Origin of the sequence: Dactylosporangium vinaceum (assembly GCF_019904175.1) — a bacterium.
Classification (GTDB): Bacteria; Actinomycetota; Actinomycetes; order Mycobacteriales; family Micromonosporaceae; genus Dactylosporangium; species Dactylosporangium vinaceum.
Window position 1 is genome coordinate 6,322,650 of sequence record NZ_CP061913.1, and the last position, 18,119, is coordinate 6,340,768.

Sequence of the window (18,119 nt, forward strand, 5' to 3'; positions counted from 1 at the left end):
ATTCATCGACAAGCATCACGAACACAACGCCGCGGCAGACGAAGGCAAGGACGACGGCGAGGCGAAGGCAAGGACGACGGCGAGGCGAAGACAAGGACGACGGCGAGGCGAAGACAAGGACAACGGCGAGGCGAAGACAAGGACAACGGCGAGGCGAAGACAAGGACAACGGCGAGGCGAGAACAAGGACAACGGGGAAGACGACCGCGAGGATGACGGCGAAGGCGAAGACGACGGCGAGGCGTCATGGAGAGCCGACTCGCATCACAGCACCGGCCCGCGTCATGCGAGGCGGCCCTGATCGTGAAGGGCGCATCGCCAACGCGAACAGGCGCGCAGAGCGGGAACCAGCCCCATCATGCAAGTCGGCCCGCATGACGAGAGGCAGGCCGCCCCACGAGAAACAGCCCGCACGACCAAAGGCAGCACGCAGCACGACAGGAAGCCCCCACGGCCGAAGGGCGGCCCACACGACCAAAGGGCGGCACGCACCACGACAGGCAGTCCGAAGACCAAAGGCAGCCCCACCACGAGAGACAGCCCGCATGACCGGAGGCCGCGCGCACCACGAGCAGCGGCCCGCGTGGCCAGAGGCCGCCCGTACCAGGAGCGGCCGCCCGTACCAGGAGCGGCCGCCCGTACCAGGAGCGGCCGCCCGCGTGACGAGCAGCCGCCCGCGTGACGAGCAGCGGCCCGCAGCACGAGACCGTGCGACGGGGCGGTGCTACGCCGGAGTGGCGAAGAGGGCGCGCTGCGCGGCCAGCAGGGCTGTCATGTCCTCGGCCGGCATGGGGCGGGCCAGGTGGTAGCCCTGGCCCAGGGAGTAGCCCAGCTCGATCAGGCGGTCGACCTGCGCCCGGTTCTCGATGCCCTCCGCGACCGTGTCCAGCCCCAGCGCCAGCGCGAGCTGCACGACCGCCCTCGCCACCGCCTGCCGGGCGTCGGCCTCCGGGGAGCCGGGCTCGTCCAGCTCGATCCCGTCCACGAACGACTTGTCCAGCTTGATGATCGCGGCCGGGAACGCGCGGAGCAGGCTCAACGATGACTCGCCCGTGCCGAAGTCGTCGAGGGCCATGCGCACCCCGAGGGCGTGCAGCTGGTGCAGGGCGCGCGAGACCTGCTGGCCGCGCAGGACGGCCGACTCGGTCAGCTCGAGCACCAGGCGGTCCGCGGGCAGGCCGGACTCGGCCAGGGCGGACTGGACGTCGGCGACGAAGTCGGGGTCGTGCAGCTGGCGGGCGGAGACGTTGGGGCCGAACTTCTGCAGGGCGTCGGGGCCGAACTCGGCCAGCCAGGCGGCGGCCTGGCGGCAGGCCTCGCGCAGGACGAAGCGGCCGAGGGGGACGATCAGGCCGGTGCGCTCGGCGGCGGGGATGAACTCGGCCGGCGGGACCAGGCCGCGGGTCGGGTGGCGCCAGCGGGCCAGGGCCTCGACGCCGACGATGCGGCCGCTGTGCAGGGACATGATCGGCTGGTAGTGGAGGGTGAACTCGCCGGCGTCCAGGGCCCGGCGCAGCTCGCCGCCGAGCTGGGCGTGGTCGGCGACCGGCTGGTCCATGCCTTCGTGGTACCGCACCCAGTTCGCCTTGCCCCGCTGCTTGGCCGCGTACATGGCCACGTCGGCGGTGCGCAGCAGGTGGTCGAGGGCGGTCGCCGCGGGGGCCGTGGCGATGCCCACGCTCGCGTGCACGAGGAGGCGGTGCGCGCCCATCGGGCCCCCGAACGCGTCGAGGATGCGCTGCGCGATGGTCTCGCCGAGCGCCGTCGCCTCGGTGACGAGCACGGCGAACTCGTCGCCGCCGAGGCGCGCGGGCAGGCCGTCGCGGCCGGTCTCGCGGCGCAGCACGTCGGCGACCGCGATCAGCAGGTCGTCGCCGACGTCGTGGCCGAGCGAGTCGTTGACGGTCTTGAAGTCGTCCAGGTCGACCAGGAGCACCGTCGCGCCGGTCCGCTCGAGCTGCTCGGCCAGACGCCGGCGGAACAGGGCGCGGTTGGCCAGGCCGGTCAGGCCGTCGTGGGTGGCCTCGTGCTGCAGGCGCTCCTGGGTCAGCCGCCGCTCGCGCAGGAGGCGGGCGTTCTCCCGGAAGGCGACGAACTGCCGGATGGTGACCAGGCCGGTCACCAGCACGGTGGCGACGATGACGAGCTTGCCGGTCCAGGTGACGGTGCCCGGGATGACGGCGATGAGCGGCACGTCGACGGCGGCGACGGCGAGGTACGGCAGCCAGACGTTGGCCCGGCCGCGGCGTTCGGCGCCGGCTCGCCACTGGCGGCGCACGGCCAGGGTGCCCAGGAACGGGGCGATCGGCATGACGACGGCCTGGGCCGGGACCGTGCCGGCGTCGCCGCCGAGGACCATGCACACGGCCACGCCCGCGCCGCACAGCCCGCACAGGCCGATCAGGCGCAGCGCGACCCGGTCGATCGGGCCGCCGGCGATGTAGGCGACCTTGGTGATCCCGCCGACGGCGAACGCGAACGACATGCCCAGCAGGATCAGGGCCTGGATGCTCCACACCCGGGTGCCGCCCAGCATCGGGGCGAGGCCGAAGTGGAACAGCACGGTGCTGCCGCCGAGGAACGCGATGGCCCGGTCGAGCCACTGCTTCCAGCGCTCGCCGGGGCTGGCGATGCCGAGCGGCACCCGGCCCATCGCCCACATGGCGGCGACGAAGCCGATGCCGGCGAGGATGGCGGCGGCCGGCGGCATGGTCGGCAGGACGGCGGTGTCGCGGAACCCGGCGGCGGCCAGCACCCAGTATCCGGCGCTGACACCGGCGAACGCCACGAGCAACAACCGCCAGAACCGTTTCGCCGGTACTGTCAGCGGCGCACGACGCAGCAGATCGAGCACGGCGGCCACGGTCACGGCGGCGCCGATCGGCAGCCACAGGAACGAGACCGCCGCCGGCCCCACGCCGGTGACGATCCAGAGGACGTACCACAGCGTGCCGGCGGCGGCGAGCGCACCGGTGGCCACCACGTAGCGCAGCGGGGCGCGATGCACGGCGGTCACGGCCTCATCTATCGGCCGCGCGGCGCCCGGATCAAGGTGTTGACGGCACGTCCCGGGCGGGCACGGAACTTTCATGGCCCATTCGCAACTTTCGGGGCTGTTGCGCCTTGATATGCCCTCTAGTGCGAGTACCCCCGAAGCAATATTTCCGGAACGTCGTTGACAGCTTCCAGCGTCATCGACGAGCTTCGAGCCATGAAGCGCTTCAGACTCCTCCTCGGGGCCGCCTGCGCCGCGGCGCTGGCCGTGACCTCACTGACGCTGACCGGCACCGCCCATGCCGAGGCGGACCGGACCATCACGTCGAACCTCACCGGCACCCACAACGGCTACTTCTTCTCGTACTGGAAGGACAGCGGCAACGTCACGATGAACCTGGGCGCCGGCGGCAGCTACAGCGTCCAGATGAACGGCATCAACAACTCCGTCGTCGGCAAAGGCTGGAAACCCGGCTCCAACCACACCGTCAACTACTCCGGCTCATTCAACTGCGGCGGCAACTGCTACCTCGCCCTCTACGGCTGGACCACCAACCCCCTCATCGAGTACTACGTCGTCGAAACCTACGGCAACTACAACCCCAGCAACGGCACCCAACGCCTCGGCTCCGTCACCACCGACGGCAGCACCTACGACATCTACCGCACCCAACGCGTCAACCAACCCTCCATCATCGGCACCGCCACCTTCTACCAATACTGGAGCGTCCGGCAGAACAAACGCGTCGGCGGCACCATCACCACCGCCAACCACTTCAACGCCTGGGCCAGCCTCGGCATGAACCTCGGCTCCCACGACTACCAGATCCTCGCCACCGAGGGCTACCAGAGCAACGTCAGCTCCAACATCACCGTCAGCGAAGGCTCCGGGCCGACGGGCGGGCCGACCACCCCGCGCTCGCCGACGCCCGGCACGTCCTCGAGCCCGCCCCCGAACAACGGCGGCGGCGGGGCCTGCAAGGTGACGAACCAGGTGAGCGCCTGGAACACCGGGCTCACCGACAACATCACCATCACGAACACCGGCTCGACCGCCATCAACGGCTGGCAGCTGAAGTTCAACCTGGCGTCCGGCCAGAGCATCACGTCGGGCTGGAACGCCACGTACTCACCCTCGACGGGCGCCGTCACGGCGACCAACGCGAGCTACAACGGCAGCCTCCCGCCGGGCGGCTCGACAACCATCGGCTTCCAGGCCAACCACAGCGGCAACAACGCCGCGCCGACCGGCTTCACGCTCAACGGCGCCGCCTGCAGCTGAGTCTGTGCTCCACCGCGCCCGGGCCCGGCCACCGCCGGTCCCGGGCGTGCCGCGTTCACCGCGCACCCGGCTCCCGCGCCGCCCCGGCGAACACGTCCTCGCCCCGGCGGTATGCGGCGTACGCCCGCTCCAGCTCCGCGACAAGCGCTCCCGCGTCGGTGCCCGCCCCGGCCGCGCCCACCGGCCCGCCGGGGCCGGCCTCGGCCTCCTCGACCTCGGTCTGCCACACCTCGGGATTGAAGAACCGGTGCCACCGCGGCCCGAAGAGCTCCTCGCCCCGCAGCACCAGGTACAGCGCCACGCCGAGCAGCACCAGCCCGCTGCCCGCCCCCACGACTCCGATCACGACGGCCCCCGCCTCTCGGTACTCTCACTGACACCACGCGTTACGACGCCGAAGTACCCCCGGAAGTTGAAACAATCGCTGCGTACTTCCCGACAGTTGTCGATGCTTCGGGCTCAGCCCGTAAGCCGGCCCGTAAGCTCGGCCCATGCTCGAGACCGTGGTGCCCGGGGTGTACGCGTGGGTCCAGCCGGACGGCACCTGGTGGGTGAACAACGCCGGCGCGGTCGTCGGCGGCGACGACGTCTTCATCGTGGACACCTGCGCGACCGAGGCCCGCACCCGCCGTTTCCTCGCGGCCGTCGACGGGGTGGCCGCGGGCCGGCCGGTGCGGATGGCGGTCAACACCCACCAGCACGGCGACCACACCTACGGCAACTGCCTCCTGCCCGCCGCCACCGTGCTGTTCGGCCACGAGCACATGCGCGAGGCGCTGCGGACCGACCCGATCATCGACGGCTGCCCGCCGTTCTGGACGCCGGTCCCCGACTGGGGCGACGTCACCCGCCGGCTGCCCGACGTCGCCGTGCGCGACGCGGTGACCGTGCACGCCGGCGGCCGGCGCATCGAGCTGCGCCACCCGGGCGGGACCGCGCACACGCCCGGCGACCTCGTGGCGTGGCTGCCCGAGGAGCGGGTGCTCTTCGCCGGTGACCTGGTGTTCAGCGGACTGACGCCGCTGGTGCTCATGGGCTCGGTCGGCGGGGCGGCGCGGGCCCTGGACTGGATGGCGGCGCTGGAGCCCGAGCACGTGGTGCCGGGGCACGGGCCGGTCCTGCACGGCCCGCAGATCGGGGCGGCGTTCGCGAAGCTGCGGCGGTACTACACGGCCGTCACCGAGGCCGCGGACCCGGGACTGACACCGCTGGAGGCGGCCCGCGCCTTCGACCTCGGCGAGTTCGCGGACTGGGCCGACGCCGAGCGGATCGTGCTGAACCTGCACCGGGCCTACGCCGAGCGCGCCGGCGCCGAGCCGGACCTGATCGCCGCGCTGCGGGACGCCGTCGCGTGGCGCGGCGGGCCGATGCCGACCTCCGTGTAGGCCGCGCCGACGCCGGTTGCCTTCGGGGAGCCGCACGGTCGCCGTGCCGCCGCCGCGCTCAGCAACCCGGCCTGTCAGCCGATCGGGCAGCTCGACCGCGACTGCTGACCGGAGAGGCCACATGACGACAACCACCAACCGACCGGGGACGGCGGGCGCCGGCCACGCCGACCCGGTGGCGCACCCGCACCACGCGCGGCGCTGGGCCATCCTCGGTGTGCTCGGCCTCGCGCAGCTCATGGTGGTGCTCGACGCCACGATCGTGAACATCGCACTGCCGTCGGCGCAGCGGGCGCTGGGCTTCTCCAACGAGTACCGCCAATGGATCGTCACCGCCTATGCGCTGGCCTTCGGCGCGCTGCTGCCGCTCGGCGGGCGGGTCGGTGACCTGATCGGGCGCAAGACGACGCTGATCGTCGGGCTGGTCGGCTTCGCGGCCGCGTCGGCCGCCGGTGGTGCCGCGCAGGGCTTCGGCACGCTTGTCGGGGCCCGGGCCGCGCAGGGCGCGTTCGGTGCGCTGCTCGCGCCGGCGGTGCTGTCGCTGCTGACGACGACGTTCACCGACGCGAAGGAGCGGGCGAAGGCGTTCGGGATCTACGGCGCCATCGCCGGGGCCGGCGGCGCGACCGGGCTGCTGCTCGGCGGGGTGCTCACGGAGTACCTCGACTGGCGCTGGTGCATGTACGTCAACGTCCTGTTCGCCGTGGCCGCCACCGTCGGCGCCGCGTCCCTGCTGCACAACCAGCGCGGCGGCGCGGGCAGCCGGCTCGACGTGCCCGGCACGCTGACGGTGTCGGCCGGCCTCTTCTCGCTCGTGTACGGGTTCGCCAACGCGGAGACCCACGCCTGGGGCAGCCCGGCCGTGTGGGGCTGGCTCGTCGCGGCCGTGGCGCTGCTCGCCGCGTTCGTCGTCATCGAGACCCGGGTCGCGCACCCGCTCGTCCCGCTGCGCGTGCTGCTCGACCGCACCCGCGGCGGCGCGCTGCTGACCGTCCTCACCCTCGGCGTCGGCATGTTCGCCGTGTTCCTGTTCCTGACCTACTACCTGCAGCAGAACCTCGGCTTCAGCCCGATCCGCAGCGGCGCCGCGTTCCTGCCGATGATCGGCGCGCTGGCCGTGACCGCGACCACCGCCACGAGCGTCGTCGTGCCCCGCGTCGGCCCGCGCCCGCTCGTCCCGGCCGGCTTCCTGATCGCCGCCGGCGGCCTGCTCTGGCTCACCGGCCTCGACGTGCACTCCGGCTACGCCGGCAGCGTGCTCGGCCCGCTGATCATCACGGGCGTCGGCATCGGCCTGGCCATGGCCCCGGCCATGACCGCCGGCACGTCGGGCGTCGCGGCGCAGGACGCGGGCGTGGCCTCGGCGCTCGTCAACACCGCCCAGCAGGTCGGCGGCTCGGTCGGCACCGCCGTGCTGAGCACGATCGCCTCCAGCGCCCTCACCCACGCCCTGGCCGGTCAGCAGCCGACCGCCGCGGCGATGGCGTCGGCCGCGATCGACAGCTACACGACGACGTTCACCTGGGTCGCCGGGTTCTTCGTGGTCGGCGCCGTGCTCAGCGGCCTGCTGCTGCGCACCGGCCCGCTGCCCACCGGAGCCGCTCCGGCCGCGCACATGTAGCCGGATGTTTGCCCGGGTGCGCGGCGGGTATCGCGGAACGGTTGCGCATCGGGAGCCGTTTGCCCGGTTCGGCCCGCAACCGGGCCGGGCGCGTCCATGCTGACGCCATGAGTGGACTGGGGGCGCGGCTGCCCCGCGGTGCGCGGTTGTCCGATGCGTCGCGGGCGGCCCGCCATACGATCGTGGTCCGGCTGCTGTGGCTGCACGTCCCGGCGCTGCTGATCCTGGGGCTGCTGGGGCCGATGCCGGCCTGGGAGGCCGTGGCGCTGCCGGCCGCTGTCGCGCTCGTGGCCGCGGCGGCCGGGCGCGCCCGCGGCGGCCCGGCGGGCTCCCTGGCCAGTGCCGGGCTGATCCTGTGCACGCTGATCGCCGTCGAGCTCTCGGGCGGCGCGATCGAGGCGCACATCCACCTGTACGCGGTCCTCGTCTTCGTCGCGCTCTACCAGCGCTGGATGCCGCTGCTGTGCGCCGTGCTCATCGTCGTGGTGCACCACGCCGTGCTCGGGCTCGTCGCGCCGCAGCGGGTGTTCGGCATGATGGACATGTCGCCGGTCATGGCGCTGGGCCACGTGGCCGTCCACGCGGGCCTGCTCGTGCTCGAGATCGTCGGCATCCTGGTGTTCTGGCACTTCGCCGAGCAGGTCGAGCGGGACAACGAGCGGCTGGCCGCGGACGCCGCGCGGGACCGCGAGCAGGGCGAGCGGGCCGGCCACGAGGCGCGGACGCTGGCCGCGGACGAGGCGCGGGCCCGGGCCGAGCGGGCGGCCGCCCGGGCCGAGCAGATCACCGCCGACATCGCCGGCATCGGCGGGCAGGCGCGGGCCGCCATCGACGCGGTAAGCGCCGTGGACGCCGAGCTCAACCAGCTCACGGGCGCGGTCCGCGAGGTGGCCACCCGCTCCGGTCAGGCGGCCGGGAGCGCGGCCGGCGGCCTGGACACCGCCCGCTCGGCCACCGAGAAGGTCGGCCGGCTCGAGCGGTCGGTGGCCGAGATCGCCGAGGTCAACGCCCTCATCGCCCAGCTGGCCGCCCAGACCAACCTGCTGGCCCTCAACGCGACGATCGAGGCCGCCCGGGCCGGGGAGCTGGGCAAGGGCTTCGCGGTCGTCGCCACGGAGGTCAAGGAGCTCGCCCAGCAGACGGCGACCTCGGTCGACCGGGTCAACACGGTGATCTCGGCGATCACGGAGCAGACCGCCGAGGTCGCCCGCACCTTCGCCTCGACGTCGAGCGCGGTCGAGGAGATCCACGTCCTGCAGCTCGACATCGCCGGCTCGGTCGAGCGCCAGGCGGCCACCCTGGACTCGGTCGCCGGGCAGCTCTCCACCGCCACCGGCGCCGCCCAGCAGGTCCTGGACGGCCTCGACCGGCTCGCGGCGAGCGGCTGACCGGCGCCGGGCGGCCGCCGCTCAGGCCGCGGCCGGCCCGGCGGGCAGCGTGTTCACGATCGTGAAGATCTGGTCGAGCGCGGTCAGCCGGAACGTGCGCAGCAGCCGCTCGTGCGGGCTCACCAGCGTCAGCTGCTGGCCGCGACCGACCAGCCGGTGGTACACGCTGACCAGCACCCCGAGCGCGCTGGAGTCGATGAACTGCACGGCCGCGACGTCGACGTACAGCGCCGCCTGGCTCTCGTCGAGCACGGCGTGCAGGTAGCGCCGCAGCTCCGGCGACGTCGCAATGTCCAGGTCACCGGCGGCCGTGACCACCGTCACCTCCAGACCCTGCTGCATCGACAACTCCACAGGGCCTCCACATCCGCACGCCGGCCCGCACGGACCGTGGCGACGATCGTAGCGCGGTGAGCTCCCTACCTTACGTATTCGCGTTGCGCGCCGCGACCGGCCGGCTGTCGATCACCCGGCCGCCGGACACGCCGACGAGCTCGGCGGCGAGGTTCACCGCGGCCGCGGCAGTGGTCCGGCGCCACCCGGATCGTCGCCCCGGTGCGGCCGGGAGCGGCCCGCCCGAACCCACAGCCCGCTGCCAGCCTGCTCACAGCCGGCCCGGCCAGCCTGAACGCATGGACGACACCAGGTATGAGGGCCGCCCGCTCCCCCGGCCCGACGAGGAACTGACGGACCAGGGTCTCGGCTTCGACATCGGGACCATCGTGCGGCGCCGGCAGGTGCTGCGGGCGTTCGGGCTCGGCGCGGCGGTGGCCGGGCTGACCGCCGCGTGCAGCGACGACCTCGACCCGGCCGCGGGCCCGTCGGCGAGCGCCTCCACGGCGACGGACGCCGCGGCCGCGGGCGAGATCCCGGACGAGACCGCCGGGCCCTACCCCGGCGACGGCTCCAACGGCCCGGACGTGCTCAACCAGAGCGGCATCGTCCGCCGCGACATCCGCTCCTCCTTCGGCACCGCCACGGGCACCGCGCAGGGCGTCCCGATGACCCTGGAGCTGTCCATTGTGGACATGGCGAACGGCGGCACCCCGTTCGCCGGCGTCGCGGTCTACGTCTGGCACTGCGACCGCGAGGGGCGCTACTCGCTGTACACGCAGGGCGCCCAGGACCAGAACTACCTCCGCGGCGTCCAGGTCGCCGACGCCCAGGGCCGGGTCTCGTTCACGAGCATCTTCCCGGCCTGCTATTCGGGTCGCTGGCCGCACATCCATTTCGAGGTGTACCCCGACCAGGCGAGCATCACCGAGTCGTCGAAGGCCATCGCCACGTCGCAGGTCGCGCTGCCGAAGGCCACCTGCGACACCGTCTACGCCCAGTCCGGGTACTCCGCCTCGGTCCAGAACCTGTCCCGCGTGACACTGCAGAGTGACAACGTGTTCGGCGACGACGCCGGCGCCCTGCAGCTCGGCGCGGTCACCGGCAACGTCACCAACGGCCTCGCCGTCTCCCTGGTCGCCCGGGTCGACACGCGCACCACACCGACCGGCGGCGGCATGGGCCCCGGCGGGCCCGGCGCGGGCGGCGCGCCGCCGAGCCGCTGACGCGCGGGCGGCCGGGGTGCCATCATGAGCGCCATGACGGCATGGCAGGACGTGGAGCGGGCGGAGCCGGAGTTCGCGGGGCGGGTCCGGGCGCTGTTCGACGCGCACCGGCACAAGACCATCGCCACGGTGCGCGCCGACGGCGCCCCGCGGATCTCCGGCATCGAGGCGACGTTCGAGGCCGGCGAGCTCTGGTTCGGCTCGATGGCCAACGCCCGCAAGGGCGCCGACCTGCGCCGCGACCCGCGGTTCGGCCTGCACAGCGCGACCGTCGACCCGATCGAGGGCGCCGAGGCCCGGTGGCCGGGCGAGGCGAAGATCAGCGGCCGGGCCGTGCTGGCCCCGCCGCACCCCGACCACGGCGGCAGCGACCGCTTCCGGGCCGTCATCACCCAGGTCGTGCACACCCACCTCAACCCGGAGGCCACCCTGCTCGTCGTCGAGTGGTGGACCCCGGACGGCGGGCTACGCCGGGCCGAGCGGGAGTGACCCGCCGGCGGTGACCACCCGCGAGGCGAGGAACGGCCCGCCCCACCAGCAGCGCCAGCCGAGATTGCGCCGGGCGGCGGTGCTCAGGCCCAGCGCCCGCAGCCGATCCACGTACGTGCCGGTGTGCAGCAGGTCGACGACGGCCAGCCGCCCGCCCGGCCGCAGGACCCGCACCGCCTCGTCGATCGCCGCCTGCCGGCCGGCCGCCGCGGCGATGTTGTGGATGACGAAGCTGCTGACGACGACGTCGAAGCTGCGGTCCGGGAACGGCAGCCGGGTGATGTCACAGGTGTGCACCTCCACCCGCCCGGCGACCCCTTCCAGCTCGGCGTTGCGCAGCGTCACCTCGGGCCCGTTGCCGGTCTGGTCGGCCTGCCAGACGTCGACCCCGACCGCCCGCCCGGCCGGCAACCGCCGCGCCGCCGCGAGCAGCACCGCCCCGCGCCCGCACCCGAGATCGAGCAGCTCCTCGTCCCCGCGCAGCCCGAGCCCGTCCAGAATCCCGTCCCACGCCCGGAACTTGCCGGCCCGCGTGGTGTGCACGTAGAAGAATCCGAACAGCGCCAGCCCCACCGAGGCCAGGCCGAACCAGGCGCTCACCACGGCGGCGAGCACACCGGACCCCACGATCAGCGCCCCGAGCACCGCCGCCTGCCCCCATGCCGGGACCACTGCGAAGTCCCCGTCATACCCATAGTCCCCGCGTCGCTCGCTCACACGGGCCATTCTTCGCGTGGGTACCGCGGGCCGCTTGTACGAATGTTCCCCGGCCGGAGGTATCAGCGGACCGCCGGTCCCGCGCCCTGATGACGCGGACGGGGCCGCCCTCCGGACGAAGAGCGGCCCCGCGGACTACCGGCGATCAGGCGACCGGCTGCCAGGGTCCCCACGGGTCACCGGGGGTCTGGTTGCGCGTCCACCACTTGGCGACGTACTTCTTGTTCTGGTACACGACAACGTCACCGGCCGTGAAGATGCGCGACGCGGTCCAGAGCGCGGTGCCGTCCGGGGTCGTGGCGATCTGCTGCCACGGGCCGTACGGGTCGCCCGGAACCTGGTTCTGCGTCCACCACGACGCCTGCCACACCGAGCCGTTGAACGAAACCTTGTCGCCGGCGAGGTACACCTTCGACGAGTTCCACGCCGGCACGATCGGCGTCACCGGGGCGTTGAGCCCGACGACGACCGGGTCGTGGTCCGACGCCGCGAACGGGTCCGCGCCGTTGAACAGCTGGGTGACGTTGTAGTTGTACCGGCTGTAGGCGTACGCGATCGCCTCCTGCGCGTTGATCTGCCAGACGTCGGCCCCGGTCACGAGGGCGCGCGCGCCCGCGTTGGCCAGGACGTGATCCAGCGAGCCCTGCAGCCCGTCGAACGAGTACGTCGACTCCGACGGGTCCAGGGTCGAGCCCAGGTCGGTGTAGCCGGCCTGGTAGAGCACCTGCAGCGGGTCCTCCTGGGTGTACGAGTTGAGGTCGCCGACCAGGAAGATGCGGTTGGTGCCGATCACGGACGCCGCGGTGTTCGCGAACGCCACGGTGTCCTGCGCCTCGCGGACCCGGGTCGCGTTGAACGAGCCCTGGTTGTTCGCGGGCGAGGACGTGTCCGGGGCGTCACCGTCATACAGCGGGTCACCGGCGCCCTTGGACTTCCAGTGGTTCGTGACGACCAGGAACGCGTCGGCGTCCTGGGCGCCCGCCTTCTTGAAGCCCTGCGCCAGCGGCTCGCGGGCGATCGAGAACGGCTGGCCCGGCGCCGAGGACGTCAACAGGATCGTCGACGCCCCGACCAGGGCCACGTCCGCCGGCTTGTAAATGAACGCCGAGCGGATGACGTCCTCGTCGGACAGTGCCGGGAGCTTGTCGGCGCCCGGTGAGGGCACGTACGCCCACACGTTCGCGCCGGCCGCCGCGTTGAGCGCGTCGACGAGCTGGGCGAGGGCCGTGTCCCGGGCCTCGCCGAACTTCGCCGAGTTCTCGACCTCTTCCAGCGACACGATGCTCGCCCCGAGCCGGTTGATGCCGGTCACGATCTTCGCCTGCTGCCGCTGGAAGCTGGCGTCGTTCGCGGCACCGCGCGGACCCGCGGCGTTGTTCGGACCGGTGCAACTGCGCACGGTGACGTGGTTGCCGGCCCGGTCGTCGTACCAGGTGCAGGTGCCGAGCCCGGCCGCGACGTACCGCTCGCCCGTCATCGGGAAGTAGTTCTCGACGTTGAACGTGGCCAGGCGCAGGTTGCCGCCGACGTCGGCGGGCTGCGCGTTGGCCGTGCGGGTGTCGCTGAACGTGGCGACGGCCGCCCCGTCGTCGGTGACCTGCTTCGTCGGCTGGAAGTTCCAGAGCGAGAAGCGGTACTCCAGGATCACCGGCTGGTGGAACGTGACCTTCGACCCGATGCTCACCGCGTTGGCCGGCGTGAACCACGGCAGTGGCGTGCCGGCGTTGGCGGCCGAGCTGTAGTTGACGCTCGCACCGTCGTCGAGGGTCACCGACCGGGCCGCGTTGTCGGCCACCACGGCCTGCGCCTCGGGGCTGCCCGGGCGGCCCGCGTCCGTCGGCTGGCGCAGGGGCGCGTCGCCGGCGGCGAGGGTGAAGGAGCCGTACCAGTTCGCGTCGTAGTTGTCCGCGACGGTGAACGTGCCCTGCGGCGCGATCAGCTCACCCTCGTGGGCCTCCTTCTCCGCGTCGGTGTCCAGGCTCGTCCACGGGATCGTGCCCGCCTTGACGGCCGGCAGCGGCGCGGCCAGCTTTGTCACCGACGGTGCGGTGATCTCGGTCTCGCCCTGGAACTCCGCGACGGTACCGCTGACCCGCACGCTGTCGCCGATGCCCACCTGCGCGGCCGAGACCGACCCGAACACGAATATCGCGTCGGACGCGCCCGGCGTCAGGTCCTCGGCCTCGGTGCCGCCCGCCCCGCCGGTCTCCAGGAAGAAGCCGTTGAAGCCGCCGGTCGTGTAGACCGCCGTCACCACGCCCTCGGTCGTCACGGACTTCCCGCTGTAGGGCGAGGTGTCAGTGCCGGTGCCCTGGATCGCGGCGATGGCGAGGACCTCGGCCGCGGCGTTCACCGTGTAGGTGAACGTCGCCGCGGCGCTCGCCCCGCCGTTGTCGGTCACGGTGACCGTCACCGACGAGGTGCCCGCCGCGCTGGGCGTGCCGGTGATCACGCCGGCCGCAGAGATCGCCAGCCCACTCGGCAGACCGGAGGCCGTCCAGGTGTACGGCGAGCCGCCCCCCGAGGCCGCCAGCGTCACGGGCGCGATCGCGGTGCCCACGGTCGCGGTCTGCGGCCCCGGGTTCGTCACCGCGAGCGAGCTCGTGCCCCCGTCCGACGCCGCGTTCTGCGGTGCCGGCGTCGCCGTGTGGAAGTCGGCGGCGTTGCTGTCGGTGTCCGCGCCGGCCGCGTCGCGCTGGTAGCTGAGCACCAGCGAGTTCCCGGTCGCGGCGGCCCCCTCGGGGGAGTTGCTGGTGCCCCAGCCGATCTTGTCGATGACCGACGGGTCGGTCGGCAGCACGCCCGTGGCGCTCGCGGCGATGAACAGCGTGCCGCCGCCCGCGCCCGGGTTGACGCTGGTGCCGGTGTTCAGGTCGGGCGTCGGCAGCGGCGCACCCGGGTTGGTGCTCGCCCCGTTGCCCGGCAGCATGATCAGGAAGTGACCGTGCGCGGCCACCGTCCCGGTCAGCGTGAACACCTGCGCACCGCTGGGCACGACGGTGCTCGTGGGCGCCCGGTACTGCAGCGTGTCCCCACTCAGCGCGATCGGGCTCGCGGTCGGGTTGTACAGCTCGATGAACTTGTTCGAGTAGCTCGCACCCGACGAGCCGCCGTTGACGTAGGCCTCACTGATCACCAGGCCGGTGCCCGCCGGGTTGGCGGACGCCGCAGTGGCGAGGAACGGGAGAGCCAGGCACGCCATGGACAGGGATAATGCGACGGAGACCCGCCGGACGAGCGCACGGGACATAGACCCGGACCTCCAGGTGGTCGGTGACAATTTCCGCCGGCCCGCGGGCCGACCTTGGGACGCTAGGCGCCCGACTGCGACTGCCGGCAGACGAAGGCTGAACGGCGTGTAAACCCTATGGCAGATCCACGCGCGATCGGGCGATGATAGGGCTGGATATAGGGGTCGGTCACCCCGTCAGCAATGCGACAGGAAAATCCGTCGGCGCCCATTTCATCAAAACACGCCGATGTTTTGGTACGTCCATTTCCGCCGTTTCGCACCACAGGGCGCGGGACGCACTTGCCGTGACGAGCGCCGGGCGCGCCGGTGCACCCGGGCGGTAAGCGATTCACCGGACCCGCTGGCGGATCCTCAGCTCGGTCCAGGTACCACCGGCAATGTGGTGGGTTGCGACGGTGGCCAGCAGCCCACCCGGGCGCAGAGCGTCAGCGGACTTCGACACCCGCACCGCGGGGTCGATCCAGTGAAACGCGGTAGCGGCGAACACCACGTCGAACGGCTCGCCGGGCAACGGCCACGCCTCGAACGCCCCCGTCACGACCTCCACCGCGTCGAACCGGGCAAGACTTCGCCGAGCCACCGCCGCCAGCTCCGCGCCCAGCTCGACAGCCACGACGCGGTAGCCCCGCTCGGCCAGCGACACCGTCGCCTGCCCGGTGCCACAGCCGATCTCCAGCACGCCGGCCCCGGGCACCACCCCGCCCGCAGCGAGATCATCGAACATCTGCGCCGGGTACCGCGGGCGGGCGCGGTCATACCGCACAGCGTCCTCGTCGAACGTTGCTCGCACCTTCACGGCGTCATTGCCATCGCTCACCATCAGAGAGTACGAGCGCGGCTCCTTCGACACGCGCCAATTGCCGATGCCAGGCCCGCCGGGGGCAGCCGCCCGCCCACGCACCGATCGTCACCGAATTCGCCATCACGTGCCGTTACCATGGGCACCGATGAGCGAGGCCGAGGAGACCGCGAAGGTGCGCCGGGTCTGGGACCGCCAGGCGCCCGAGTACGACCGGCAGATCCAGCTCCTGGAGCGCATCTGGTTCACCGGCGGCCGGGAGTGGCTGACGTCCCGCGCGCGCGGACGGGTGCTCGAGGTCGCCATCGGCACCGGCCGCAACCTGCCCCACTACGCCCCCGGCACGGACCTCACCGGCGTCGAGCTGAGCCCCGCCATGCTGGCCGTCGCCCGGCGCCGCGCCCTCTCGCTCGGGTGCGCGGCCGAGCTCCACGAGGGCGACGCCGAACAGCTCGACTTCGGCGGCGGTACGTTCGACACGGTCGTCTGTGCCCTGTCGCTCTGCGCAATCCCCCGCCCGGCCGCGGCGCTCGCCGAGATGCACCGGGTCCTGCGACCCGGCGGCCGCCTGCTGCTGCTCGACCACGTCGGCAGCACCTGGCCACCCATCTACGCGGCGCAGTGGCTCCTGGAGCGCTTCACGATCCGCTCGGCGGGCGAGCACTTCACGCGCCGCTCACTGCCCCTGGTGCGGGCCGCCGGCTTCGAGATTGTCGAGCACGAACGGCGCAAGGCGGGCTCGATCGAACGCCTGCACGCCCGCAAACCGCCCGCCGGCTGAGGTTCCCCCACCACCAACGACGCCAGAACTCTCGACCCGCCACGGGGCGGCCACCCGCTGCCCGCGTCCCGCCGATCCACGCACCGGACCACAGCCACCTGAGCCACCACGCTCGTCTAGGTGCCTGGCCCATCCGCCACCCAGGCCGGCAACTCAGGGGCCAACCCGTCCGCCACCCAGGCACACAACTCAAGGCTCAACCCGCCCGCCACCCAGGCACACAACTCAAGGCTCAACCCGCCCGCCACCCGGACACGCAACTTGGGGGTCAACCGGTCCGCCGCCCAGCCCGGCAACGCCTCTGCCGCCACCGGATCGTCCGTGGGTTGGCCCGGTCTCCGCCGCAGCCGCCGGAGATCCCGGTCGCGGCGGGTTGGCAGCTGGACCGGCTAACGTGATTTTCGTCGATGTCGACGGTTATCTCAGTTTTGGTCGATGTCGACGGTTGTCTCAGGATGTCGGAAGGTCACCGAGGCCGTAGAGGCTCGTCGTGATCGGGTGGTCGAGGAGAACCCAGCAGCGGGCGCTGTGCTCGCCGCCCGGCCAGGCCGTCGCGTCGCCGGTCGGGCGGGCGGTGATGGTGACGTGACGCTGGTCAAGCAGGTCGGCGGGCATTGCCGTGTAGGTCTGGGCCCGGGCCTTGCACTCGACGGCGAACGCACCCGAGACGGCGTCGGCCGTGGCCGGGAAGTCGGGCCAGTCGGACTCGGCGATGCCGACGAACTCCATGTCGTGCGGGTCGGTGCACGGCAGCCGTCGGGTGCCGATGAACGCGTTCAGCACCACGACGTGAGTCGCGCAGCCCAGCTGGAGGTCCGGCGCCGGCCCCGAGCCGTCGGGGTTACCGCGCATCGAGCCGCGCCGATCGGCGACGGGGTCGAGTTCGTCACCCAGGGTGATGGCGTCGCAGCGGTACCACCGCCGCCCCTGCTGCCATTGCTCACGTGGCGGGGCGGTGATGATCAGCTGGACGTGCAGGGTGCGCCAGTCCGCACCGAGGTAACGCTCGGCGGTGCGTCCGCACTCGGCGTACTCGGCACCCAGCTCGGACCGCGCCGGCGGCTCGGCCCGACCGGCCAGGACGCTGCCAACCTCACCCACGGCGACCGTCTCGAGACGGTGTGGCTCGGTGCAGGCCACACGAACCGGGTCAACCCCGGCCCAGCACTCCCCCGCCGCCGGCCCAGCCTCCGACCCCCCGTCCGCGGGCCGCAGCGCAAGCAGCACCAGCACCGCGACGACCGCAGCGACCACGATCGCGCCGACCTTCGCCAACGTCCGCCCCCAGCGCACCCCGCCATTGTCGCAGCGCGCTCACCCATCGTCGCACCGCGATCACCGACAACCGTGACGAGCACCATCGCGCCAACCTCGGCCACCAATGTCGCAGCGCGGTCCCACATCACCGCAGCGCAATCCGAGACGACCGGACCGAACACGATAATGCGATCTCCGTCGACGCCCGCTACCAGCGCACGTCCCCATAGTCGCAGCGCAGTCACACATTGCTGCCGCGCGTTGACCCATCGTCGCACCGCGATCGAAGAAGACCGACGCAAGCACGATGGCGTCGACGTCCGTCGACGTCCGCCGGCAGCACACGCCGCCGCAGTCGCAGCGCGGTCACGCATTGCCGCAGCGCGATGAAAGTCGCGGGAACACGGCGGGGGTGTGCGGGCAGTCATCGGTATGTTGCACAACATGGCCGACCCGGCAGAGACGAGCCGCCGCCGGTCGACCGCCTCACCTCCGACCGCGTCTCCCCCGTCCCCATCTCTGTCGACGGACACCGCGCCACCACGCGCACGAGCCGCAAGCGCTGTAGGACCGCCGCGAGGCGAGACCGCGACG

General features: G+C 72.5%; 14 protein-coding genes. 7 read left to right on the forward strand and 7 right to left on the reverse strand.

Annotation, left to right across the window (positions count from 1 at the left end):
* Positions 1-724: 724 nt before the first annotated feature.
* Positions 725-3,016 carry a putative bifunctional diguanylate cyclase/phosphodiesterase gene (locus Dvina_RS28420; protein ID WP_246655376.1) on the reverse strand — a complete coding sequence of 764 codons (2,292 nt, stop codon included), beginning with the start codon at positions 3,014-3,016 and terminating at the stop codon, positions 725-727.
* A 195-nt stretch (positions 3,017-3,211) separates the two neighbouring features.
* On the opposite strand from Dvina_RS28420, the gene Dvina_RS28425 reads away from it, so the two are divergent.
* Positions 3,212-4,276 carry a glycoside hydrolase family 11 protein gene (locus Dvina_RS28425; protein WP_223092397.1) on the forward strand — a complete coding sequence of 355 codons (1,065 nt, stop codon included), beginning with the start codon at positions 3,212-3,214 and terminating at the stop codon, positions 4,274-4,276.
* Between the two features lie 55 nt (positions 4,277-4,331).
* Here Dvina_RS28425 and Dvina_RS28430 read toward each other — a convergent pair whose 3' ends face one another.
* Positions 4,332-4,622 (reverse strand): hypothetical protein, encoded by a 291-nt coding sequence (locus Dvina_RS28430; protein ID WP_223092398.1) that lies wholly within the window; start codon positions 4,620-4,622, stop codon positions 4,332-4,334.
* 145 nt (positions 4,623-4,767) lie between these two features.
* On the opposite strand from Dvina_RS28430, the gene Dvina_RS28435 reads away from it, so the two are divergent.
* The 3 genes from Dvina_RS28435 (at position 4,768) to Dvina_RS28445 (ending at position 8,670) form a co-directional block, all read left to right on the forward strand.
* On the forward strand, positions 4,768-5,661 hold the full coding sequence (locus tag Dvina_RS28435) for an MBL fold metallo-hydrolase (RefSeq protein ID WP_223092399.1): 894 nt from the start codon (positions 4,768-4,770) through the stop codon (positions 5,659-5,661).
* 121 nt (positions 5,662-5,782) lie between these two features.
* On the forward strand, positions 5,783-7,282 hold the full coding sequence (locus Dvina_RS28440) for an MFS transporter (protein ID WP_223092400.1): 1,500 nt from the start codon (positions 5,783-5,785) through the stop codon (positions 7,280-7,282).
* A 107-nt stretch (positions 7,283-7,389) separates the two neighbouring features.
* Positions 7,390-8,670: a methyl-accepting chemotaxis protein gene (locus Dvina_RS28445; RefSeq protein WP_223092401.1), complete on the forward strand. Its 1,281-nt coding sequence runs from the start codon at positions 7,390-7,392 to the stop codon at positions 8,668-8,670.
* 21 nt (positions 8,671-8,691) lie between these two features.
* Here the strand turns inward: Dvina_RS28445 and Dvina_RS28450 are convergent, their stop codons facing one another.
* A complete protein-coding gene (locus tag Dvina_RS28450; RefSeq protein ID WP_223092402.1) occupies positions 8,692-9,012 on the reverse strand; it encodes an STAS domain-containing protein in 321 nt (106 codons plus the stop codon).
* A gap of 290 nt (positions 9,013-9,302) precedes the next feature.
* Here Dvina_RS28450 and Dvina_RS28455 point away from each other — a divergent pair, with 290 nt between their 5' ends.
* Together Dvina_RS28455 and Dvina_RS28460 are read left to right on the forward strand one after the other, a co-directional pair.
* Positions 9,303-10,229: an intradiol ring-cleavage dioxygenase gene (locus Dvina_RS28455; protein WP_223092403.1), complete on the forward strand. Its 927-nt coding sequence runs from the start codon at positions 9,303-9,305 to the stop codon at positions 10,227-10,229.
* A gap of 33 nt (positions 10,230-10,262) precedes the next feature.
* On the forward strand, positions 10,263-10,718 hold the full coding sequence (locus tag Dvina_RS28460) for a pyridoxamine 5'-phosphate oxidase family protein (protein ID WP_223092404.1): 456 nt from the start codon (positions 10,263-10,265) through the stop codon (positions 10,716-10,718).
* On the opposite strand, the gene Dvina_RS28465 is transcribed toward Dvina_RS28460, so the two are convergent.
* The 3 genes from Dvina_RS28465 to Dvina_RS28475 all read right to left on the reverse strand — a co-directional run bounded on the left by Dvina_RS28465 (position 10,695) and on the right by Dvina_RS28475 (position 15,484).
* Positions 10,695-11,435, reverse strand: a complete 741-nt coding sequence (locus tag Dvina_RS28465; RefSeq protein ID WP_223092405.1) for a class I SAM-dependent methyltransferase — start codon at positions 11,433-11,435, stop codon at positions 10,695-10,697. The genes Dvina_RS28460 and Dvina_RS28465 overlap by 24 nt on opposite strands.
* Positions 11,436-11,580: 145 nt before the next feature.
* On the reverse strand, positions 11,581-14,637 hold the full coding sequence (locus Dvina_RS28470) for an ExeM/NucH family extracellular endonuclease (protein WP_246655377.1): 3,057 nt from the start codon (positions 14,635-14,637) through the stop codon (positions 11,581-11,583).
* Between the two features lie 379 nt (positions 14,638-15,016).
* Positions 15,017-15,484 (reverse strand): class I SAM-dependent methyltransferase, encoded by a 468-nt coding sequence (locus Dvina_RS28475; protein ID WP_223092407.1) that lies wholly within the window; start codon positions 15,482-15,484, stop codon positions 15,017-15,019.
* Positions 15,485-15,635: 151 nt separating this feature from the next.
* On the opposite strand from Dvina_RS28475, the gene Dvina_RS28480 reads away from it, so the two are divergent.
* Positions 15,636-16,268 carry a class I SAM-dependent methyltransferase gene (locus Dvina_RS28480; protein WP_223092408.1) on the forward strand — a complete coding sequence of 211 codons (633 nt, stop codon included), beginning with the start codon at positions 15,636-15,638 and terminating at the stop codon, positions 16,266-16,268.
* Between the two features lie 450 nt (positions 16,269-16,718).
* Here the strand turns inward: Dvina_RS28480 and Dvina_RS28485 are convergent, their stop codons facing one another.
* Positions 16,719-17,561 carry a septum formation family protein gene (locus tag Dvina_RS28485; RefSeq protein WP_223092409.1) on the reverse strand — a complete coding sequence of 281 codons (843 nt, stop codon included), beginning with the start codon at positions 17,559-17,561 and terminating at the stop codon, positions 16,719-16,721.
* Positions 17,562-18,119 lie beyond the last annotated feature (558 nt).